The 16,110-nt window shown below is 52.3% G+C and carries 15 protein-coding genes; 4 read left to right on the top strand and 11 right to left on the bottom strand.

Going from position 1 to position 16,110, the window contains the following annotated elements; genetic code table 11:
* Positions 1-122 precede the first annotated feature (122 nt).
* The gene (locus tag BLO43_RS09745; RefSeq protein WP_090906910.1) at positions 123-761 is read left to right on the top strand and encodes a TIGR00645 family protein; all 639 of its coding nucleotides are present in this window, start codon (positions 123-125) and stop codon (positions 759-761) included.
* A 14-nt stretch (positions 762-775) separates the two neighbouring features.
* Here BLO43_RS09745 and BLO43_RS09740 read toward each other — a convergent pair whose 3' ends face one another.
* The 7 genes from BLO43_RS09740 to BLO43_RS09710 form a co-directional block, all read right to left on the bottom strand.
* Positions 776-1,297, bottom strand: coding sequence for a CinA family protein (locus BLO43_RS09740; protein ID WP_254773416.1), 522 nt, complete (start codon positions 1,295-1,297; stop codon positions 776-778).
* Positions 1,298-1,317: 20 nt separating this feature from the next.
* Entirely contained in the window at positions 1,318-1,821 is a 504-nt protein-coding gene (locus BLO43_RS09735) for a phosphatidylglycerophosphatase A family protein (protein WP_090906909.1), read from the bottom strand.
* Positions 1,802-2,773 (bottom strand): thiamine-phosphate kinase, encoded by a 972-nt coding sequence (gene thiL, locus BLO43_RS09730; RefSeq protein WP_090907009.1) that lies wholly within the window; start codon positions 2,771-2,773, stop codon positions 1,802-1,804. The genes BLO43_RS09735 and thiL overlap by 20 nt, the downstream gene beginning before the upstream one ends.
* Positions 2,774-2,886: 113 nt before the next feature.
* Positions 2,887-3,396 (bottom strand): transcription antitermination factor NusB, encoded by a 510-nt coding sequence (gene nusB, locus BLO43_RS09725; RefSeq protein ID WP_090906908.1) that lies wholly within the window; start codon positions 3,394-3,396, stop codon positions 2,887-2,889.
* 10 nt (positions 3,397-3,406) lie between these two features.
* The gene (ribH, locus tag BLO43_RS09720; RefSeq protein WP_090906907.1) at positions 3,407-3,889 is read right to left on the bottom strand and encodes a 6,7-dimethyl-8-ribityllumazine synthase; all 483 of its coding nucleotides are present in this window, start codon (positions 3,887-3,889) and stop codon (positions 3,407-3,409) included.
* 39 nt (positions 3,890-3,928) lie between these two features.
* A complete protein-coding gene (ribBA, locus tag BLO43_RS09715; RefSeq protein ID WP_090906906.1) occupies positions 3,929-5,050 on the bottom strand; it encodes a bifunctional 3,4-dihydroxy-2-butanone-4-phosphate synthase/GTP cyclohydrolase II in 1,122 nt (373 codons plus the stop codon).
* Between the two features lie 124 nt (positions 5,051-5,174).
* Entirely contained in the window at positions 5,175-5,786 is a 612-nt protein-coding gene (locus BLO43_RS09710; protein WP_090906905.1) for a riboflavin synthase, read from the bottom strand.
* Between the two features lie 156 nt (positions 5,787-5,942).
* Here BLO43_RS09710 and BLO43_RS09705 point away from each other — a divergent pair, with 156 nt between their 5' ends.
* Both BLO43_RS09705 and BLO43_RS09700 read left to right on the top strand, forming a co-directional pair.
* A complete protein-coding gene (locus tag BLO43_RS09705) occupies positions 5,943-7,208 on the top strand; it encodes an ATP-binding protein (RefSeq protein WP_090906904.1) in 1,266 nt (421 codons plus the stop codon).
* Positions 7,205-7,774 (top strand): response regulator transcription factor, encoded by a 570-nt coding sequence (locus BLO43_RS09700; RefSeq protein WP_090906903.1) that lies wholly within the window; start codon positions 7,205-7,207, stop codon positions 7,772-7,774. The genes BLO43_RS09705 and BLO43_RS09700 overlap by 4 nt, the downstream gene beginning before the upstream one ends.
* 62 nt (positions 7,775-7,836) lie before the next feature.
* Here BLO43_RS09700 and ribD read toward each other — a convergent pair whose 3' ends face one another.
* From ribD to glyA, 3 genes are all read right to left on the bottom strand, one after another.
* Positions 7,837-8,922 (bottom strand): bifunctional diaminohydroxyphosphoribosylaminopyrimidine deaminase/5-amino-6-(5-phosphoribosylamino)uracil reductase RibD, encoded by a 1,086-nt coding sequence (gene ribD, locus BLO43_RS09695; protein ID WP_090906902.1) that lies wholly within the window; start codon positions 8,920-8,922, stop codon positions 7,837-7,839.
* A 244-nt stretch (positions 8,923-9,166) separates the two neighbouring features.
* Positions 9,167-9,646 (bottom strand): transcriptional regulator NrdR, encoded by a 480-nt coding sequence (gene nrdR, locus BLO43_RS09690; RefSeq protein ID WP_090906901.1) that lies wholly within the window; start codon positions 9,644-9,646, stop codon positions 9,167-9,169.
* Between the two features lies 1 nt (position 9,647).
* Positions 9,648-10,898, bottom strand: a complete 1,251-nt coding sequence (gene glyA, locus BLO43_RS09685; RefSeq protein ID WP_090906900.1) for a serine hydroxymethyltransferase — start codon at positions 10,896-10,898, stop codon at positions 9,648-9,650.
* 330 nt (positions 10,899-11,228) lie between these two features.
* On the opposite strand from glyA, the gene BLO43_RS09680 reads away from it, so the two are divergent.
* Positions 11,229-13,529, top strand: a complete 2,301-nt coding sequence (locus BLO43_RS09680; RefSeq protein WP_090906899.1) for a hypothetical protein — start codon at positions 11,229-11,231, stop codon at positions 13,527-13,529.
* Between the two features lie 96 nt (positions 13,530-13,625).
* On the opposite strand, the gene gyrB is transcribed toward BLO43_RS09680, so the two are convergent.
* The gene (gene gyrB, locus BLO43_RS09675) at positions 13,626-16,052 is read right to left on the bottom strand and encodes a DNA topoisomerase (ATP-hydrolyzing) subunit B (protein WP_090906898.1); all 2,427 of its coding nucleotides are present in this window, start codon (positions 16,050-16,052) and stop codon (positions 13,626-13,628) included.
* Positions 16,053-16,110 lie beyond the last annotated feature (58 nt).

The raw sequence follows: 16,110 nt of genomic DNA, 5'->3' as shown, positions 1-16,110 counted from the left end.
AACCCGTCAATTTGAATACTCATCGTAGCGCATTGACTCAACTTATGTGCGTCAGCAACGATAATCGCGCGCAATAAAAAAGTGTAAAATGCCGGATTATTTACCGGAAACCGCGGAACCATATGGAAATCAACGAAATTAACAAAGAGGCCGCCAATTATCCCGCGAGGAAACCGATCCAGCCGCTGGCATATTTCATCTTCGCCACACGCTGGCTGCAATTACCGCTGTACCTTGGACTGATTCTTGCCCAATGCGTATACGTGTACCATTTCTGGGTTGAATTGACCGATCTGATTGGCGCCGTCATGGGTAACGCGGCGTCGCTACAGCATATTCTGGACGCAGTGGCTATTGAAGGCGCGCCCAGGCCCACCAAGATCAGTGAAACCACCATTATGCTGGTCGTGCTGGGTTTGATAGACGTGGTGATGATTTCTAATCTACTCATTATGGTAATTATCGGCGGCTATGAAACGTTCGTGTCGCGTATGAATCTGGAGGGCCATCCCGATCAGCCGGAATGGCTGTCACATGTCAATGCATCGGTGCTAAAGGTCAAACTCGCCACCGCCATTATTGGCATTTCGTCTATCCACTTGCTCAAGACCTTTATCAATGCCAACGCATATGACGAAAAAACCATCCTCGCCCAAACCGGAATCCATGTCGTTTTCCTGCTTTCGGCTATTGCAATCGCTTACAGTGATCGCATCATGTCTAGTACTAGCGCGCACAGGGAGGCCCAGGAATCCCACTGAGCGATAACATGTCCTCAAGCGGTCACAGGTGGGATACCTTGCAGCAGATCTATTACTCCTTGTAGTGCTCCCGCCACCGCTTGCCGCCTTATTGCCTCGCGGCTACCACTAAAATAGCGGGTTTCGGTAAGGGCAAGACCATCTTTCATTAGCCAGGCGAAACATACCATCCCGACGGGTTTTTCCGCTGTGCCGCCGTCCGGACCGGCAATGCCGGTAATGGAAACCGCAACCTGCGAATGGCTGCGCGTAATGGCCCCTTCGGCCATTTCATATGCAACCTCCCTGGAAACCGCACCATTTTGTTCGAGCGTCTTGCTCCTCACGCCAAGCATTTCCCGCTTTGAGATATCCGCGTATGTGATAAAGCCGCGTTCGTACCAGGCAGAACTTCCGGCGATTGACGTGATGGTTTGCCCCAGCCAGCCGCCTGTGCAGGATTCGGCGCTGGCAAGCATCAATCCCTGCCCGGCGAGCGCCAGTCCAACTTGCCTGGCAAGATCTTCAAGTGCCGGATCATCCATAATTTTGCCCATTCTGAAATTATTACGCCGTACTATATTACAAATGCTTTCCACGCCGCCAGACACAAAAGCGTGAAAAACGCAGCCAGCAGGTCATCAAACATTACACCGAAGCCGCCACGCAATTTGTTGTCGTAATATCGGATTGGCGGCGGTTTGATAATATCGAACAGGCGAAACAGCAGAAACGCAAATGCCTGCCATATCAAGCTATGGGGCGTGAACACCAGCACCAGCAGAAAAGCCACGATCTCATCCCAGACCATGCCGCCATGATCATGATCACCAAGCGCTTTGCCGGTAACATTGCAAGCCCAGATGCCGATCAGGAACAGCCCGGCAATCAGCAACAGAAGTTTGACAGGATCAAGGAAGTAATCAAGCACCCAGAATAACGGGAAGGCGGCAAGCGTCCCTGCGGTGCCGGGTGCAGCCGGACTCAAACCTGCGCCGCCACCGAATGCGATAAAGTGCGCAACATGACGCCGTACAAACGCTTTATCGGGAATGAAGTGATCAGACGTGGAAGTGGTCATATCCCTTCGTCTCCAGCGTGACGGTATTGCCAGTAGCATCCAGCACGACCAGACCTTCTCCTTCGCAGATTCCGCCAATGCGAGTCAGCGGAATCTGCTGTTCAAGAGAGAGTGTTTCAATTTTTTTTCGCTTGGACCTGGGCGCGGTAAAACAAAGCTCATAGTCGTCTCCGCCGGCCAGCAGGCATTCCAGCGCCAGCGCCTGGGGAAGATATTGCTTCATTGCCGCAGAGCAATTTATTTCACTTATATTAATGACAGCGGCAACTTTAGAACTTTTCAGGATGTGCCCCAGATCCGCCAGCAGCCCATCGGAAATATCGATGGCGCTATCGGCAAGGCCGATCAACCGCTGCCCTAATTCAACCCGTGCCGTCGGGGTATGCAGCGCGGACAGGCATCCCGCGATTTCGCCAGGTTCAAGCACGATACGCCGCTGCACGTGAGCAAGCGCCAGGGCGGCATCGCCTAGCTGGCCGGATATCCAGATATCATCACCCGGCCTGGCACCGCTACGGCGCAACGCTTTTCCTGTTGCTACTTCACCTATGATCGTTACGCTGATAGCGAGCGGACCACGCGTTGTGTCTCCACCGACAAGATCCACCTGATGCGCTTGAGCAAGCCCAAAAAAACCATCAGCAAATGCTTCCAGCCATTTTTCATCCGTACGCACCATAAGTTCCGGCAGGGCCAGCGAGAGTATGGCCCACCGTGGCCTTGCTCCCATTGCGGCCATATCGGAAAGATTCACTGCGAGGGATTTGTGACCCAGCTTGCGTGGATCGGCATCGGCGAAAAAATGCTGGCCAGCTACCAGCATGTCGGTGGAAACTGCCAGTTCCATTCCCCTTGCGGGCTTGATCAGCGCCGCGTCATCCCCCACCCCCAATACTGCGCCGGGGCTCGGATGGGTAAAATAGCGATCGATAATGTCGAATTCGGAGAGCATGGATACTACGCGGATGATCAACCTGAATCCGGTAGCCGGGCAGGGTGGAGTACGCGGTTTTTGCGGATCATAGCCTCGACTGAAAAATGAGCAGTCAACTGCCGGATTTAGGATTACATTTTCGCATTGATCTCAACCGTTCGCAGCTTCGCCGCCAATTTATCCAGCACGCCGTTCACGTATTTATGTCCATCGGTACCGCCATAGGTTTTGGCTAATTCCACGGCCTCGTTGATGACTGCTCGATAAGGCATCTCCAGGTGGCTGGCAAGCTCGTGGGTGCTCAACAGCAGAATGGCAACCTCCACGGGACTGAGCTCCTTCAACGGCCGGTCGAGATGAGGCTGAATTTCCTTCTCCAGTTCGGAGACATTCGCCAGCACGCCTCGCAACAGAACGGAAAGATACTCTTCATCTGTCCTGGGAAATTCGTTGGTTTCACGGAGCTGCGCTTCGATGGCCTCAACGGTTCCACCCGCCACCCGCCATTGATAAAGCCCCTGCAAAGCCAGTTCGCGGGATCGGCGCCGCCGGGTTTTACGGCCCGGTTTGCCCGCCGGATGGCCTGTTGACTGTTTTAATGACGGGGTGGATGATTTATTTGCCGGTTTAGTCTGCGTCATTGGGTCGATTTCATTGGGTCACTTCGTCGAGCTCTCTTAGCAGATTGGCCATCTCCAACGCTACTTGCGCAACTTCGGTACCTTTCTGGCTCATGCGCGCCAATGCCTGATCGTCGGTATCGGCGGTAAGTATGCCGTTGGCGACAGGGATGCCGGTATCAAGCTGCACGGCAGCCACACCACTGGCAGATTGATTGGCTACGACCTCGAAATGATAGGTGTCTCCGCGTATCACCGCGCCTAATGCCACCAGTGCGTCAAACTGGTCGGTTAAAGCCATTCTTTGCAACGCGAGGGGAATTTCCAGTGCACCCGGAACCGTTACCAGCAACATGCCTGACTCCTGCACGCCCCTTTTCACCAGTTCCGCGGTGCAAGCTCCCAGCAACCCCTCGCTCACATTTGCGTTAAAGCGGCTCATAACAATGCCGATACGTAGCTCCGCACCGTCAAGATCGGGTTCAACTTCAAGAATGTTGTCATAACGTGCCATGTGTACTCCTGTTACAAAATTGAATCGCAAACAAAGGATTCAGGAAAGCCGTTGTTTCTGGTTTTTGTCTTCCGGTTCCAGATATCCCGTTACTTCCAGACCGAAACCCGCCATGCTCGGCATTTTACGGGGAATTGCCAACAGCCGCATCTTGCCTACATTGAGATCTCTCAGTATCTGCGCGCCAATACCGTAATCGCGCAAATCCGCCCTGGCGATAACCGGGGGCCTGGATTTCGCCGGCATGACGCGCTCCATCAACTCCGCTGGGCTTTCCCTGCGGTGGAGCAGCACTATCACGCCGCACGCCGCTCCCGCGATTATACGGAGGGTGTCATTCACATTCCAAGAATGGGTGTCATCATTTATGTCAAGCAGATCAATGACCGAAAGGGGTTCATGCACGCGCACGAGGGTTTCGGTGCCAGGATCGATTTTTCCCTTCACCAGCGCCAGATGCGTGGCGTTAACCGTCTTATCGAGGTAAGCCACGAGCCGGAACTCGCCATGAATTGTCTGGATAGAACGCTCAGCCATGCGTCTCACCAGGCTTTCGGTGCGACTGCGATAATGAATCAGATCCGCAATCGCGCCAATTTTAAGTTGATGCTTTGCGGCAAATTCGATCAAATCCGGCAGCCGCGCCATGCTGCCGTCCTCGGTCAGGATTTCGCAAATTACGGATGCGGGAGTTAATCCCGCCAGGTTCGCTAAATCACAGCCGGCCTCGGTATGGCCCGCGCGTACCAGCACACCCCCATTTTGCGCCATCAGCGGGAAGATGTGCCCAGGCTGGACGATGTCTTCTGGCCTGGTGTCCCGATTTACCGCCGCCTGAACGGTACGGGCGCGGTCGGCGGCGGAGATACCGGTCGTGACTCCGCTCGCCGCTTCGATGGAAACTGTAAAATTGGTGCCCAACGGCGAACGATTGGTGGACACCATCAGCGGCAGGTTAAGCTGCCTGCAACGCTCTTCGGTCAGCGTCAGGCAAATCAGCCCGCGTCCATGCGTAGCCATGAAATTGATCGCAGCCGGCGTGACGAAATCCGCCGCCAGAACCAGATCGCCTTCATTTTCCCGGTTTTCCTCATCCACGAGGATGACCATTTTGCCGTTCTTGATTTCGGCAATTATTTCCTGGGTTGAACTGATGATCATGTTAAATTTTACCTATTATCCTGAATCCGGAGTTGTAGCACACTCATCAAACAAAGCGGGGATGAAAGCGCGCAAAAGGCTCTGTGAAACATAACGTCCGGCTGAAAAATAACTGAAAAATGGGTCAACCAGCGGATTGGGGATTCAAGCGATCGCCCATCAATCGCTCCACATACCGCGCCAGCATATCCACTTCCAGATTCACCTTTGCACCGACTTCCAGCGCGCTCAGCGTCGTGACGGCCAGCGTATGCGGGATGAGATTAACCTCAAACTCATCTCCCGTTATCGCATTTACCGTCAAGCTTACGCCATTCACCGTAATTGAACCCTTTTTAGCAATATATCTTAATAATGAAACCGGCGCCTTGATCGCCAGCAGATAGCTTTCCCCATCAGGCTTGAACGTTACCACTGCGCCGATGCCATCCACGTGACCACTCACCAGATGACCGCCCAGCCTGTCCGACAGGCGCATGGCTTTTTCGAGATTGACCCTGCCGCCCCGCTTATCCAGGCCTTCGGTACAACTCAAGGTTTCTCGCGAGACATCCACGGAAAACATACCATCCACCAGAGTGGTGACGGTGAGGCACACTCCATTTATTGCGATGCTGTCCCCCGTATTAACGTCGCGTAAATCCAGCATGCCGGGCGCGATATTCAAGCGCAGCCCGCCCTCCTGAGATGCAACGTGCTTTAGCTCACCGACCGCCTGGACGATTCCTGTAAACATCAAACTGCTCCCACTTTCCAATACAATAAACACTTATTGTATGCGCGTATTGAGGACATGCGGCAATTTGCCGCATAGTCGTGAGTTGCAATATACGCTAATGTTCAAGGCTGCTCGACGACTTGTAAGGAAATAAGGCACGAATGAGCAACGAAAATGTTCAGTGATCTCAGTCAGTCGCCGCTGAGCAAGAATTTACAACGCTTGTTTCTGCTCCGGAATATTGTGATTGCCGCTCAATGCATGACCTTCGCCCTGGCTTACTGGGTGCTTGAAATGCAATTGCAGTGGACGGAAATGGTCGCGGTGACGGCGCTGCTCGCTGTGCTGAATCTGGCAACGTGGCTACGCCTTCGCCGTAACTGGCCAGTGTCAAGCATCGAATTTTTTGCTCAACTTTTAATTGATGTTTTTGCATTAAGCGCATTGCTGTATTTCAGCGGCGGTTCCACCAACCCTTTTATTTCTCTTTATTTGCTACCGCTCACGATTGCCGCCGCGGCGTTGCCCTGGGCCTATACATGGTTAATGGCAGCGATCACGATAAGCTGTTACACGCTGCTGTTGTTTTATTATGTGCCGTTACCGCATGATCATGAAGAGCACATCAGTGAGTTTAACCTGCATGTTTCCGGCATGTGGCTGGCCTTCGTGCTCAGCACTGTCTTAATCGCCTGGTTCGTTGTCAAGATGGGCATATCGATCCGCGAACGCGACAAGGATCTGGCATTGGCGCGGGAACAGGCATTACGCAACGAGCAGATTATTGCGCTGGGAACGCTGGCCGCAGGCGCGGCGCATGAACTCGGGACACCCCTGGCGACAATGGCGATCGTAACGGGAGAACTGCAAAATGACTATACGGACAATAGTGAGTTTCAGAATAGCATCAGAATATTGCGTGACCAGATCACGCATTGCAAGCATACGCTGACGCAATTACTGGCCGATGCCGGACAGGCACGTGCCGAAGATGGCAGCGGGCAAGCTGCCGATTATTTTCTGCGTCAGGTATTGGACAAATGGCAATTAATGCGGCCCTCGGTAAAATTTACTTATCACGGGAAAGGGGTGCAGCCTGCCCCGCAAATCCTGAATACCCAATTATTGAGTCAGTCCATTTTAAATTTATTGAATAACGCGGCTGACGCGTCATTAAAACATATCGAAATAGAAGCCAACTGGAATGATCATGAATTGCAACTCGAAATCCTTGATTACGGCGAGGGGCTTACCGGCGAAGCCGCTCAGCGGGCGGGCGAGGCTTTCTTTACCAGCAAGGCACCAGGGCAAGGTTTCGGGATTGGCTTATTCCTGGCAAACGCGAATATTGAGCGCTTTGGGGGCAGCGTTCGTTTGACCAATCGGGAAGGCGGCGCCTGTACCAAAGTTATTTTACCTCTGATACGGCAATCGACATGACAAATATGACAACACTCCCGGCAATGGAAGTCGATGATCATCCGACTTTACTGATTGTCGACGACGACGCGACTTTTTGTGGCGTGCTCGCTGGTGCCATGACAAAACGCGGGTTTGACGTAACCTGTGCGCACACGGTCGAACAGGCGCTGGAATGCGCCGAGGCTTGCACACCTGAATATGCGATTATCGACCTCAGGCTGCCGGGCACCTCCGGTCTCACCCTGGTTGAAAAATTGAAAACGCTTGATCCCGGAACCCGCATTGTCATGTTGACAGGTTATGCCAGTATCGCCACAGCGGTAGAAGCGATCAAACTCGGCGCCACGCACTATCTCGCGAAACCTGTCGACGTCGATGAAATCATGCTTGCGTTTGAACGCACCTCGGGTGATGTGGATGTTCCGATCAGCGCGCATCCTTTGTCGGTAAACCGGCTTGAATGGGAGTATATCCAGCGCGTATTGACCGAGAACAAGGGGAATGTTTCCGTCACGGCGAGAGCACTCAATATGCACCGCCGTACGCTGCAACGCAAGCTTACCAAGAATCCCGCGAAAATATGATCTGGAGCCTGCCGGACTTAAAGAATCAGGGCGAAAAAGAACAAGTGGGACAGGTTGGCAGGTTATGGGATACGGGCGATGACGCGAATATCCGGTCCCACCATGCGCAAATCGTGAATCATGAGCGCGTGTTTGTCCGCAAGATCCGTTAATTCCGGCAATTTCAGCATGCCCCGCGCCACGTCACCGATCAGATACGGCGCGAGATAGATCACCAGCTCATCCACCAAGCCCGCGTGAATGAGCGCACCATTCAATTTGCTGCCCGCCTCAACCATCACTTCGTTGATCTCGAAATCGGCAAGTGTCCGCATCATTCCAACGAGATCGACATTGTCATTTTTATCCGGCATTACGATGGAATGGGCACCCACATCACGTAATGCTTCAATTTTTCCCTCGCTGGCGGTAGCGGTGAACACCAACTCGCCATCGCCACGTAACACCCTTGCGTCTACTGGAATTTCCAGGCGGCTATCCACTACCACGCGCAACGGCTGCCTGGATGTTTCCACGTGGCGTACAGTAAGCTGCGGATCATCCGCCAGTATGGTACCAATGCCAGTCAGGACAGCGCAGGAGCGGGCACGAAACCGGTGGCCATCGCGTCTTGCCGCCTCGCCGGTAATCCACTGGCTGCTACCGTTACTAAGCGCCGTCTTGCCATCGAGACTCGCCGCGATTTTCACCCGGACCCATGGGCGCTTGCGGGTATGACGCGCGACAAAACCGATATTGAGCGCCCTGGCTTCTGCTTCCATCAAGCCCGTTTGTACTTCCATTCCGGCCTGTTTCAGCAGCTCGCAGCCGCCACCGGCTACCAGGGGATTCGGGTCAGTCATGGCGGTTACCACTTTCGCGATGCCCGCTTTGATGAGCGCTTCAGCGCAAGGGGGCGTGCGCCCGTGGTGACTGCACGGTTCCAGCGTGACATAAGCGGTTGCGCCCCGCGCGGCTGTTCCGGCGGCGTTAAGTGCGTTTATCTCGGCGTGAGGCTGGCCGGCACGCTCATGCCAGCCACTGCCCACCACACGGCCATCGCGCACTATCACGCACCCCACGCGAGGATTGGGGCTTGTGCCATATAGTCCCTTTTCGGCAAGTTGCAGCGCTTGGGACATATAGGCGTGATCGGCCGATGAGAACATATGGGGTCTCATAACTCGAGGTGGCCAATGATCCGGTGAGAAAACACAATGAATTTCGTCATTCCGGGCTTGATCCGGAATCCAGCTTAAACCAGCAGTAGCGTGTTTTAAACGCCATTGGATGCCGGTTTTCATTGGCATGACGTTTGGATTGTTTGTTCACAGGACTCTTAATGTCTTTTGCGAGGAGATGGCTTGCTGCATTAGCCTGGTGGAAACATGAAAGGATGCCGAGGTTTGCAATTCAAGGCTTTTTTATTTCTCTTTTTCGCTGCGGCCTCTGCGCTTCCTTGATCGCGCTATGGAAATCATCCGCATCCTGAAAACTTCGATAAACCGAAGCAAAGCGGATATAGGCAACCTTGTCCAGTTTGTAGAGTTCCTGCATGACCATTTCACCGATCTTACGCGAAGGTATTTCGCGCTCGCCCAGGCTCAGAAGTTTTTGCACGATACGATCCATCGCCGCATCCACATACTCGGTAGGAACCGGACGCTTGTGCAGCGCGCGCATAAAACCTGTAAGCAGTTTATCGCGATTGAACTCGGAGCGGTTGCCGTCCTGCTTTACCACCTGCGGTAAACGTAATTCCACTGTTTCATAAGTCGTAAAACGCTTGTCGCATGTGAGACAACGGCGGCGGCGGCGTATTCTGTTACCTTCCTCGCTGACGCGGGAATCGATCACGCTCGTATCATCTGCGTTGCAGAAGGGACATTTCATCCTAACCGTTATAAACCGGGAATTTCGCGCACAGCGTCTTTGCCTGGTGCGCCACTCGCGAAAGCACCGCCATGTCGGTAGGCGCATCCAGCACATCGGCGATCAGATTCGCCAGTTGCTCCGCCTCGATTTCCCTGAAGCCACGCGTGGTTATTGCGGGGGAACCGATACGGATGCCACTGGTAACGAAGGGCTTCTGCGGATCGTTGGGTATGGCGTTCTTATTGACGGTTATGTGCGCCATTTCCAGGGACTCTGCGGCCTGCTTGCCGGTAAGATCCTTGGCACGAAGATCCACCAGAAACATATGGCAGTCGGTACGCCCGGAGACAATGCGCAGGCCGCGTTCCTGCAATACCTTGGCCATGACGCGGGCATTATCGATCACTTGTTCCTGATAATCCCTGAACTCTTTGGTGGCAGCCTCTTTGAAAGCTACCGCCTTGGCGGCGATGACATGCATCAGCGGGCCGCCCTGAGTTTGCGGAAAAATCGCCGAATTGAGCGCCTTCTCGTGCTCTGGCTTGGCCATGATGATGCCGCCGCGCGGGCCGCGCAACGTCTTGTGAGTGGTGCTTGTGACAAAATCGGCAATACCGACGGGATTGGGATAAAATCCAGCGGCCACCAGGCCGGCATAATGGGCCATATCCACGAACAAATAGGCACCCACTTCATCGGCGATCTTGCGAAAACGCTTCCAGTCTATGACCAGCGCGTAAGCGGAAGCGCCGGCGACGATCATTTTGGGTTTATGTTCGCGCGCCAGTTGCGCCACCTGATCGTAATCAAGCTCCTCGGTTTCCGATTTCAGCCCGTAGGAAACCGCGTTGAAAATTTTTCCGCTGAGATTGACCGAAGCCCCGTGAGTCAAATGGCCGCCATGGGCGAGTGACATGCCTAGAAGCGTATCGCCAGGCTTCAGGGCGGTCAGATATACCGCGGCGTTGGCCTGGGAGCCGGAATGCGGCTGGACATTGACATACTCGGCATTAAACAGCGCTTTCAACCGATCGATCGCAAGCTGCTCCACGATATCGACATATTCGCAGCCGCCGTAATAACGCTTGCCAGGATAGCCCTCGGCGTATTTGTTGGTAAGTACCGACCCTTGTGCCTGCATTACCGCCGGGCTGGCGTAATTTTCCGATGCAATCAACTCGATATATTCTTCCTGGCGTCGTACTTCGCCCTTGATCGCTTTCCATACTTCGGGGTCAACAGTTTCCAGGGTCAGGCTCGGGGACAACATGGCGGTTTATCCTCTGAATAGTAGTAAATAAATTGTGCATTCTACCATCATCAGCAGGGCTCGCAGCGCGATACAAATGACGGGGTGTCAGCACCATCAGTCGTCAGTGAAGATTGGACTGATCTCGAAATGAAGTGAAGGTACCACCAGTGCTAGAAGATTTCCTAGATAGCGTTTTATCGGTGTAAATCGGATCTATGAGTATTGACGTAATGAAATGGCTTTCTCAGTATTGTCTCAAAGAAATGAAAAATCCTGCAGCTTGCTCAATAATAAGTGAAAACTCCCACGCTAGGAGTAGCGTCTCATAGGCAGGCGAGATAAAAAAACATGAAGAAAAAGAAATCTAAGCCGCATAAAAAACGATCTGCTTCAAAGCGCGGGCCATTTATTTCCGGCCATCCTCTTAACGGCGTTCCATTAGAGATTCGTCAGCATATTGCTGTCGAGCACGGCAGGAGAGAGCATGAGAGGTTCGAAACTCTTCTTCCACAAATTACGGAACTTGTGGCGCGTATTGATCCCTTACATACGCTCTCGTTGATGGCAACATATGGGCTTATGGGGGCGTCCAATGAGCAAGGAAATCTTAAGTCGTCCTCTTGGAATCCAAAGGTCCAGCAAGGACACATAGAGTTTCTACAAGCTCTTTGCCTCAGAAAGAAACTCGAACTAAGTAAGGAGTTCCCCGAACCATCATCTATCCAGTTGCTCTTTGACTGGCTTCCGGATTTATTCAGCGCATACCATCAAATGCGACTCGGCTCTCCAGTAGCAGCTGAAACAGAAAACTCATCCAAATATGGGGCTGGCTTCATCCCAGTACAGGAGTTCATGCGCGCTCACACAGCGGTGGTTCGCAATTGGGGTTATTTCGGAAACGTTACTCGTATCTCCCGCGAACTGCTTTCAAGAGTAGATGATGATTATGAGCGCTTAGCCGGCATGAAGCTGTCGAAGATTGTTGATATTTTTGAGGGTCTGGTCAGGCGTCATGAGCGAAAAATTAACGAGCACCAGAAAAAAGTACATAGCGCATTGAGCCTACGCACCAAGGAGGCAATGCTCGAGAAATTCTTCGCCACGTTTGAACTCAGGGGCGCTGTTGACGACTTTCGCACACGGCTTGCTAGCCCTCGAATCACCTACGAGCAGGCAAAGTGGGAGCTTCTGCCATGGTCCGACCGCTTTATAGGTCCAGCATTAATCATAACAAACCAAGAGATTGCCGAGGAATTTGGGTTGGACCTAAAAGCAGTTGATATCCTAACGAATAGAATCAGTCTGGCGTTCTCCGATTTGGCAGAAGAAGATCCCGAAAACTTCTTCTTGGACAACCCCGTCTGGCTCCGCCCCCTCATCTATATGCAGAAAGACTGCTACTTGTGCGCTCTGCCGCAAACTCTCCTGAGTTTCATGCTCCCCATCGCCGACGAGCTTTTGATACCGTTTGATGGCCTTCAAACGAAACTTAGCAATGTCCGAGCGATATTCCTCGAGGACGAGGTCGGGCGACTCTTTGAAACTGCATTTCCCAGCTGTATCAAACATCGAGGCTTCAAATGGAAAGAAGGCTCACAGCAATTCGAGAGCGATCTAGTTATTCGCTTCGATACTACAGTAATCCTAGTTGAAGCTAAGTCAGGGCGCGTTTCTTGGCCGGCGCTCCGCGGTGCACCCAGCCGACTCATTGAACACATTAGAAAGCTCATTGTGGAGCCATCCGATCAGTCAGGACGTCTAGCGCAACGTTTGGAAAAAGACATTGCTCGCCTAAAGAACAATGAAACTCCAACTCTTGGCTTTCCTTTACCAATGGATGGAGTGACTTGTGTGGTGCGTCTTTCAGTGATGCTACATGACTTTGCCACAATTCAAAGTGTCCCCTCCATGTTGGCAGACACTGGTGTATTAAAGAATGTGTATCCGTTAGCGCCATGTATGTCCCTCGCAGACTTGGATGTAATGCTAGATCTTCTGGAAACTCCGTATCTTCGTCTTCACTACCTCCGCCGTCGAGCTGAACTATTGATGTCACTGCGCACCATCGGGGACGAACTCGACATGCTGGGCATGTACCTAGACACAGCCATGAATCTAGGCACGATACAAAATAAGGATAAAACAATTATTATTTCAGGCTATTCAGCCAAGATTGATCGCTTTTACTCTTTGAGAGATGAGTCCCGCCCAAGCAAAAAACCGAAGCCGAACATTTCTCAGTGGTTCAAGAGTTTATGCGAACAACTAGAAGAGCGAGCCCGCCCCGGCTGGTCCGAAATAGCTTGTGCATTGCTATCTATTGCACCTATTGATCAGACCAAGGTCGAGCGCTATGTCAGATCTTTTGCCCAAAGAGTCAAGGCAGGGAAACCGCTCAAGTACGATCAAGACACCATGGTACTCATACCTCCTGAGTGGAGCGATCAAGCTCTCGCATTCCAGGTTAAGTCCAAGTACGATCTCGACCCCTATAGTTCCCACTCTCAGAATATTGCACAGCAGGCTTTTGAATCAGAACACGTTAAACGATGTTTTGTCTTAGTAGTTGACTCCTCGGACAACCATCTCAACTACTTGAGCGCTGCGATGTACATAGAGGGAGATACAAGTCGTGCCGTCTTTTACTAGTGTGTGTCCTAATATGACTAGTAGCTCAAACTTTCGCACAACCGACTTTTCACAATTGTGCGAAAGTTTTCATTATCTCTGCGAACCTACAAATGGCTATACATCGAGATTTCTAACCCCCAATGCATTGTTCTCAATGAACGCGCGACGAGGCTCGACCACATCACCCATCAACGTGGTAAAGATTTCATCAGCGGCGATACTGTCTTCTATCTGTGCACGTAGTAGCCGTCGGCTCTTGGGGTCCATGGTAGTTTCCCATAACTGCAAGGGATTCATTTCGCCCAGGCCTTTGTAGCGTTGAGTACCGATGCCTTTTTTTACTTCCTGCAACAACCAGTCGAGTGCCTGTTTGAAGTCGCTGACGGGATGTTTCTGCTCGCCACGCTGGACGTACGCCGTCGGCCCCATCAGACCCTCAAGTACTTGAGCAGTTTGCCTGATTTGCGCGTAGTCACCACTTTGCAGAAAATCCTGATCGAGGTAACTGGCACGGGCATTTCCGTGATGCATACGGGATATCTTCAACCGGTGTTCCTCTGTGACGACGTCATACTCCGGTGTTATCTGTACCGTGGTTACATGTGTCGCCAGTTTGGCAGCGCTTTCGGCGGCATGGCCTTCACTGCTCAAATCCACGCCCGGATGGCGGAACAAGGCATGCATCACCTCGCTATCGATCAGACGGCTCATGCGCTCAATGACAGCTTCCGCCAGCAAGTATTCATTGGCGATGTTTTCCAGCGTCTCCCCGGTGAGCGGCGGCTTGTCCTCATGGGTATGCAGCTCCGCATCGGTCAGCGCCAACCCCAGCAGGTATTGCTTAAGTTCGTGGTCGTCCTTGACGTAGCGTTCCTGCTTGCCATGCTTGACCTTATAGAGCGGCGGCTGCGCGATATAGATATGACCGCGTTCGATCAACTCGGGCATCTGCCGGTAAAAGAACGTGAGCAACAAAGTGCGGATGTGCGAACCGTCCACGTCCGCATCCGTCATGATGATGATACGGTGATAGCGTAATTTGTCAGGGTTGTATTCATCCTTACCGATACCGGTCCCGAGCGCGGTAATGAGGGAAATAATTTCCTGCGATGAAATGAGCTTATCAAAACGGGCTTTTTCGACATTCAGGATTTTTCCCTTCAACGGCATAATCGCCTGAAATTTGCGATCACGTCCCTGCTTGGCGGAGCCGCCCGCTGAATCACCCTCAACCAGATAAAGTTCACATAGCGCAGGATCTTTTTCCTGGCAGTCGGCAAGTTTTCCAGGAAGTCCCATGCCGTCCAGCACGCCCTTGCGCCGAGTCAGTTCGCGTGCTTTTCGCGCGGCTTCACGCGCCCTTGCCGCATCGATGATCTTGCCGCAGATGGTTTTGGCGTCGAGCGGGCGTTCCAGCAGGAATTCCGCCAGTTTTAACGCCACGATTTCCTCTACGGCCGGACGCACTTCAGAGGACACGAGCTTTTCCTTGGTTTGCGAGGAAAACTTGGGTTCGAATAATTTCACCGATAAAATGCAGGATAAGCCTTCCCGCATATCGTCTCCCGACGTTTCAATCTTGGCTTTTTTTGCCAGCTCATTTTTTTCAATATAATTATTGAGCGTACGCGTCATCGCAGCGCGCAAACCGGTGAGATGAGTTCCACCATCCTTTTGCGGGATATTATTGGTAAAGCATAAAACCTGTTCGGAATAACTGTCGTTCCACTGCATCGAAACTTCCACCACGATGCTGTCCTTCTCTCCGCTAGCGTAAAAAATATTCGGATGAAGCACTGATTTGGTACGATTGATATATTCGACAAAGCTTTTCACCCCCCCGCTGAAGGCAAAATTTTCTTCTTTGGCATTGCGTTGATCAACCAGATGAATTTTCACGCCGTTATTGAGGAAGGAAAGTTCGCGCAAGCGCTTCGCGAATATGTCGTAATGATATTCGATGTCACCGAAAATTTCCTTGCTGGCCAGGAAATGTACTTCCGTACCGCGACGCTCGGTCTTACCGGTAACCACCAGCGGGGCAACGGGAACACCCATGCGAAACTCGATCTGATGGGTCGACCCATCGCGGCGGATAGTCAGGCGCAGCCATTCCGATAAGGCATTGACCACGGAAACGCCCACACCATGCAGACCGCCTGACACTTTATAAGAATTGTCATCGAATTTTCCGCCCGCATGAAGCTCGGTCATGACAATTTCCGCAGCGGAACGTTTCATTTCATCGTCATACTTGATACCGGTGGGAATGCCCCGGCCATTGTCCTGTACCGTTATTGAATTGTCCGGGTGGATAATGACGGAGATTTCATTGCAGTAACCAGCCAGCGCTTCGTCAATGGCGTTATCCACCACCTCGAATACCATATGGTGCAAACCTGTACCGTCGCTGGTATCGCCTATGTACATACCGGGACGTTTGCGCACCGCATCGAGGCCTTTCAGGATTTTTATGCTGTCTGAACCGTAATCAGCTGAATCGTCGATTTTTTTCTGCCGGGAGAAGTCTTTTTCGTTCATTGTCTGGCTACTGTGGTTTCACGTGAAACTAGGATTTGTCGAAAGTCGTATTTTACTC

It is taken from the genome of Nitrosospira sp. Nsp13 (assembly GCF_900101945.1).
GTDB classification, from domain to species: Bacteria; Pseudomonadota; Gammaproteobacteria; order Burkholderiales; family Nitrosomonadaceae; genus Nitrosospira; species Nitrosospira multiformis_D.
This window is presented reverse-complemented; position numbering and strand designations above follow the sequence as displayed.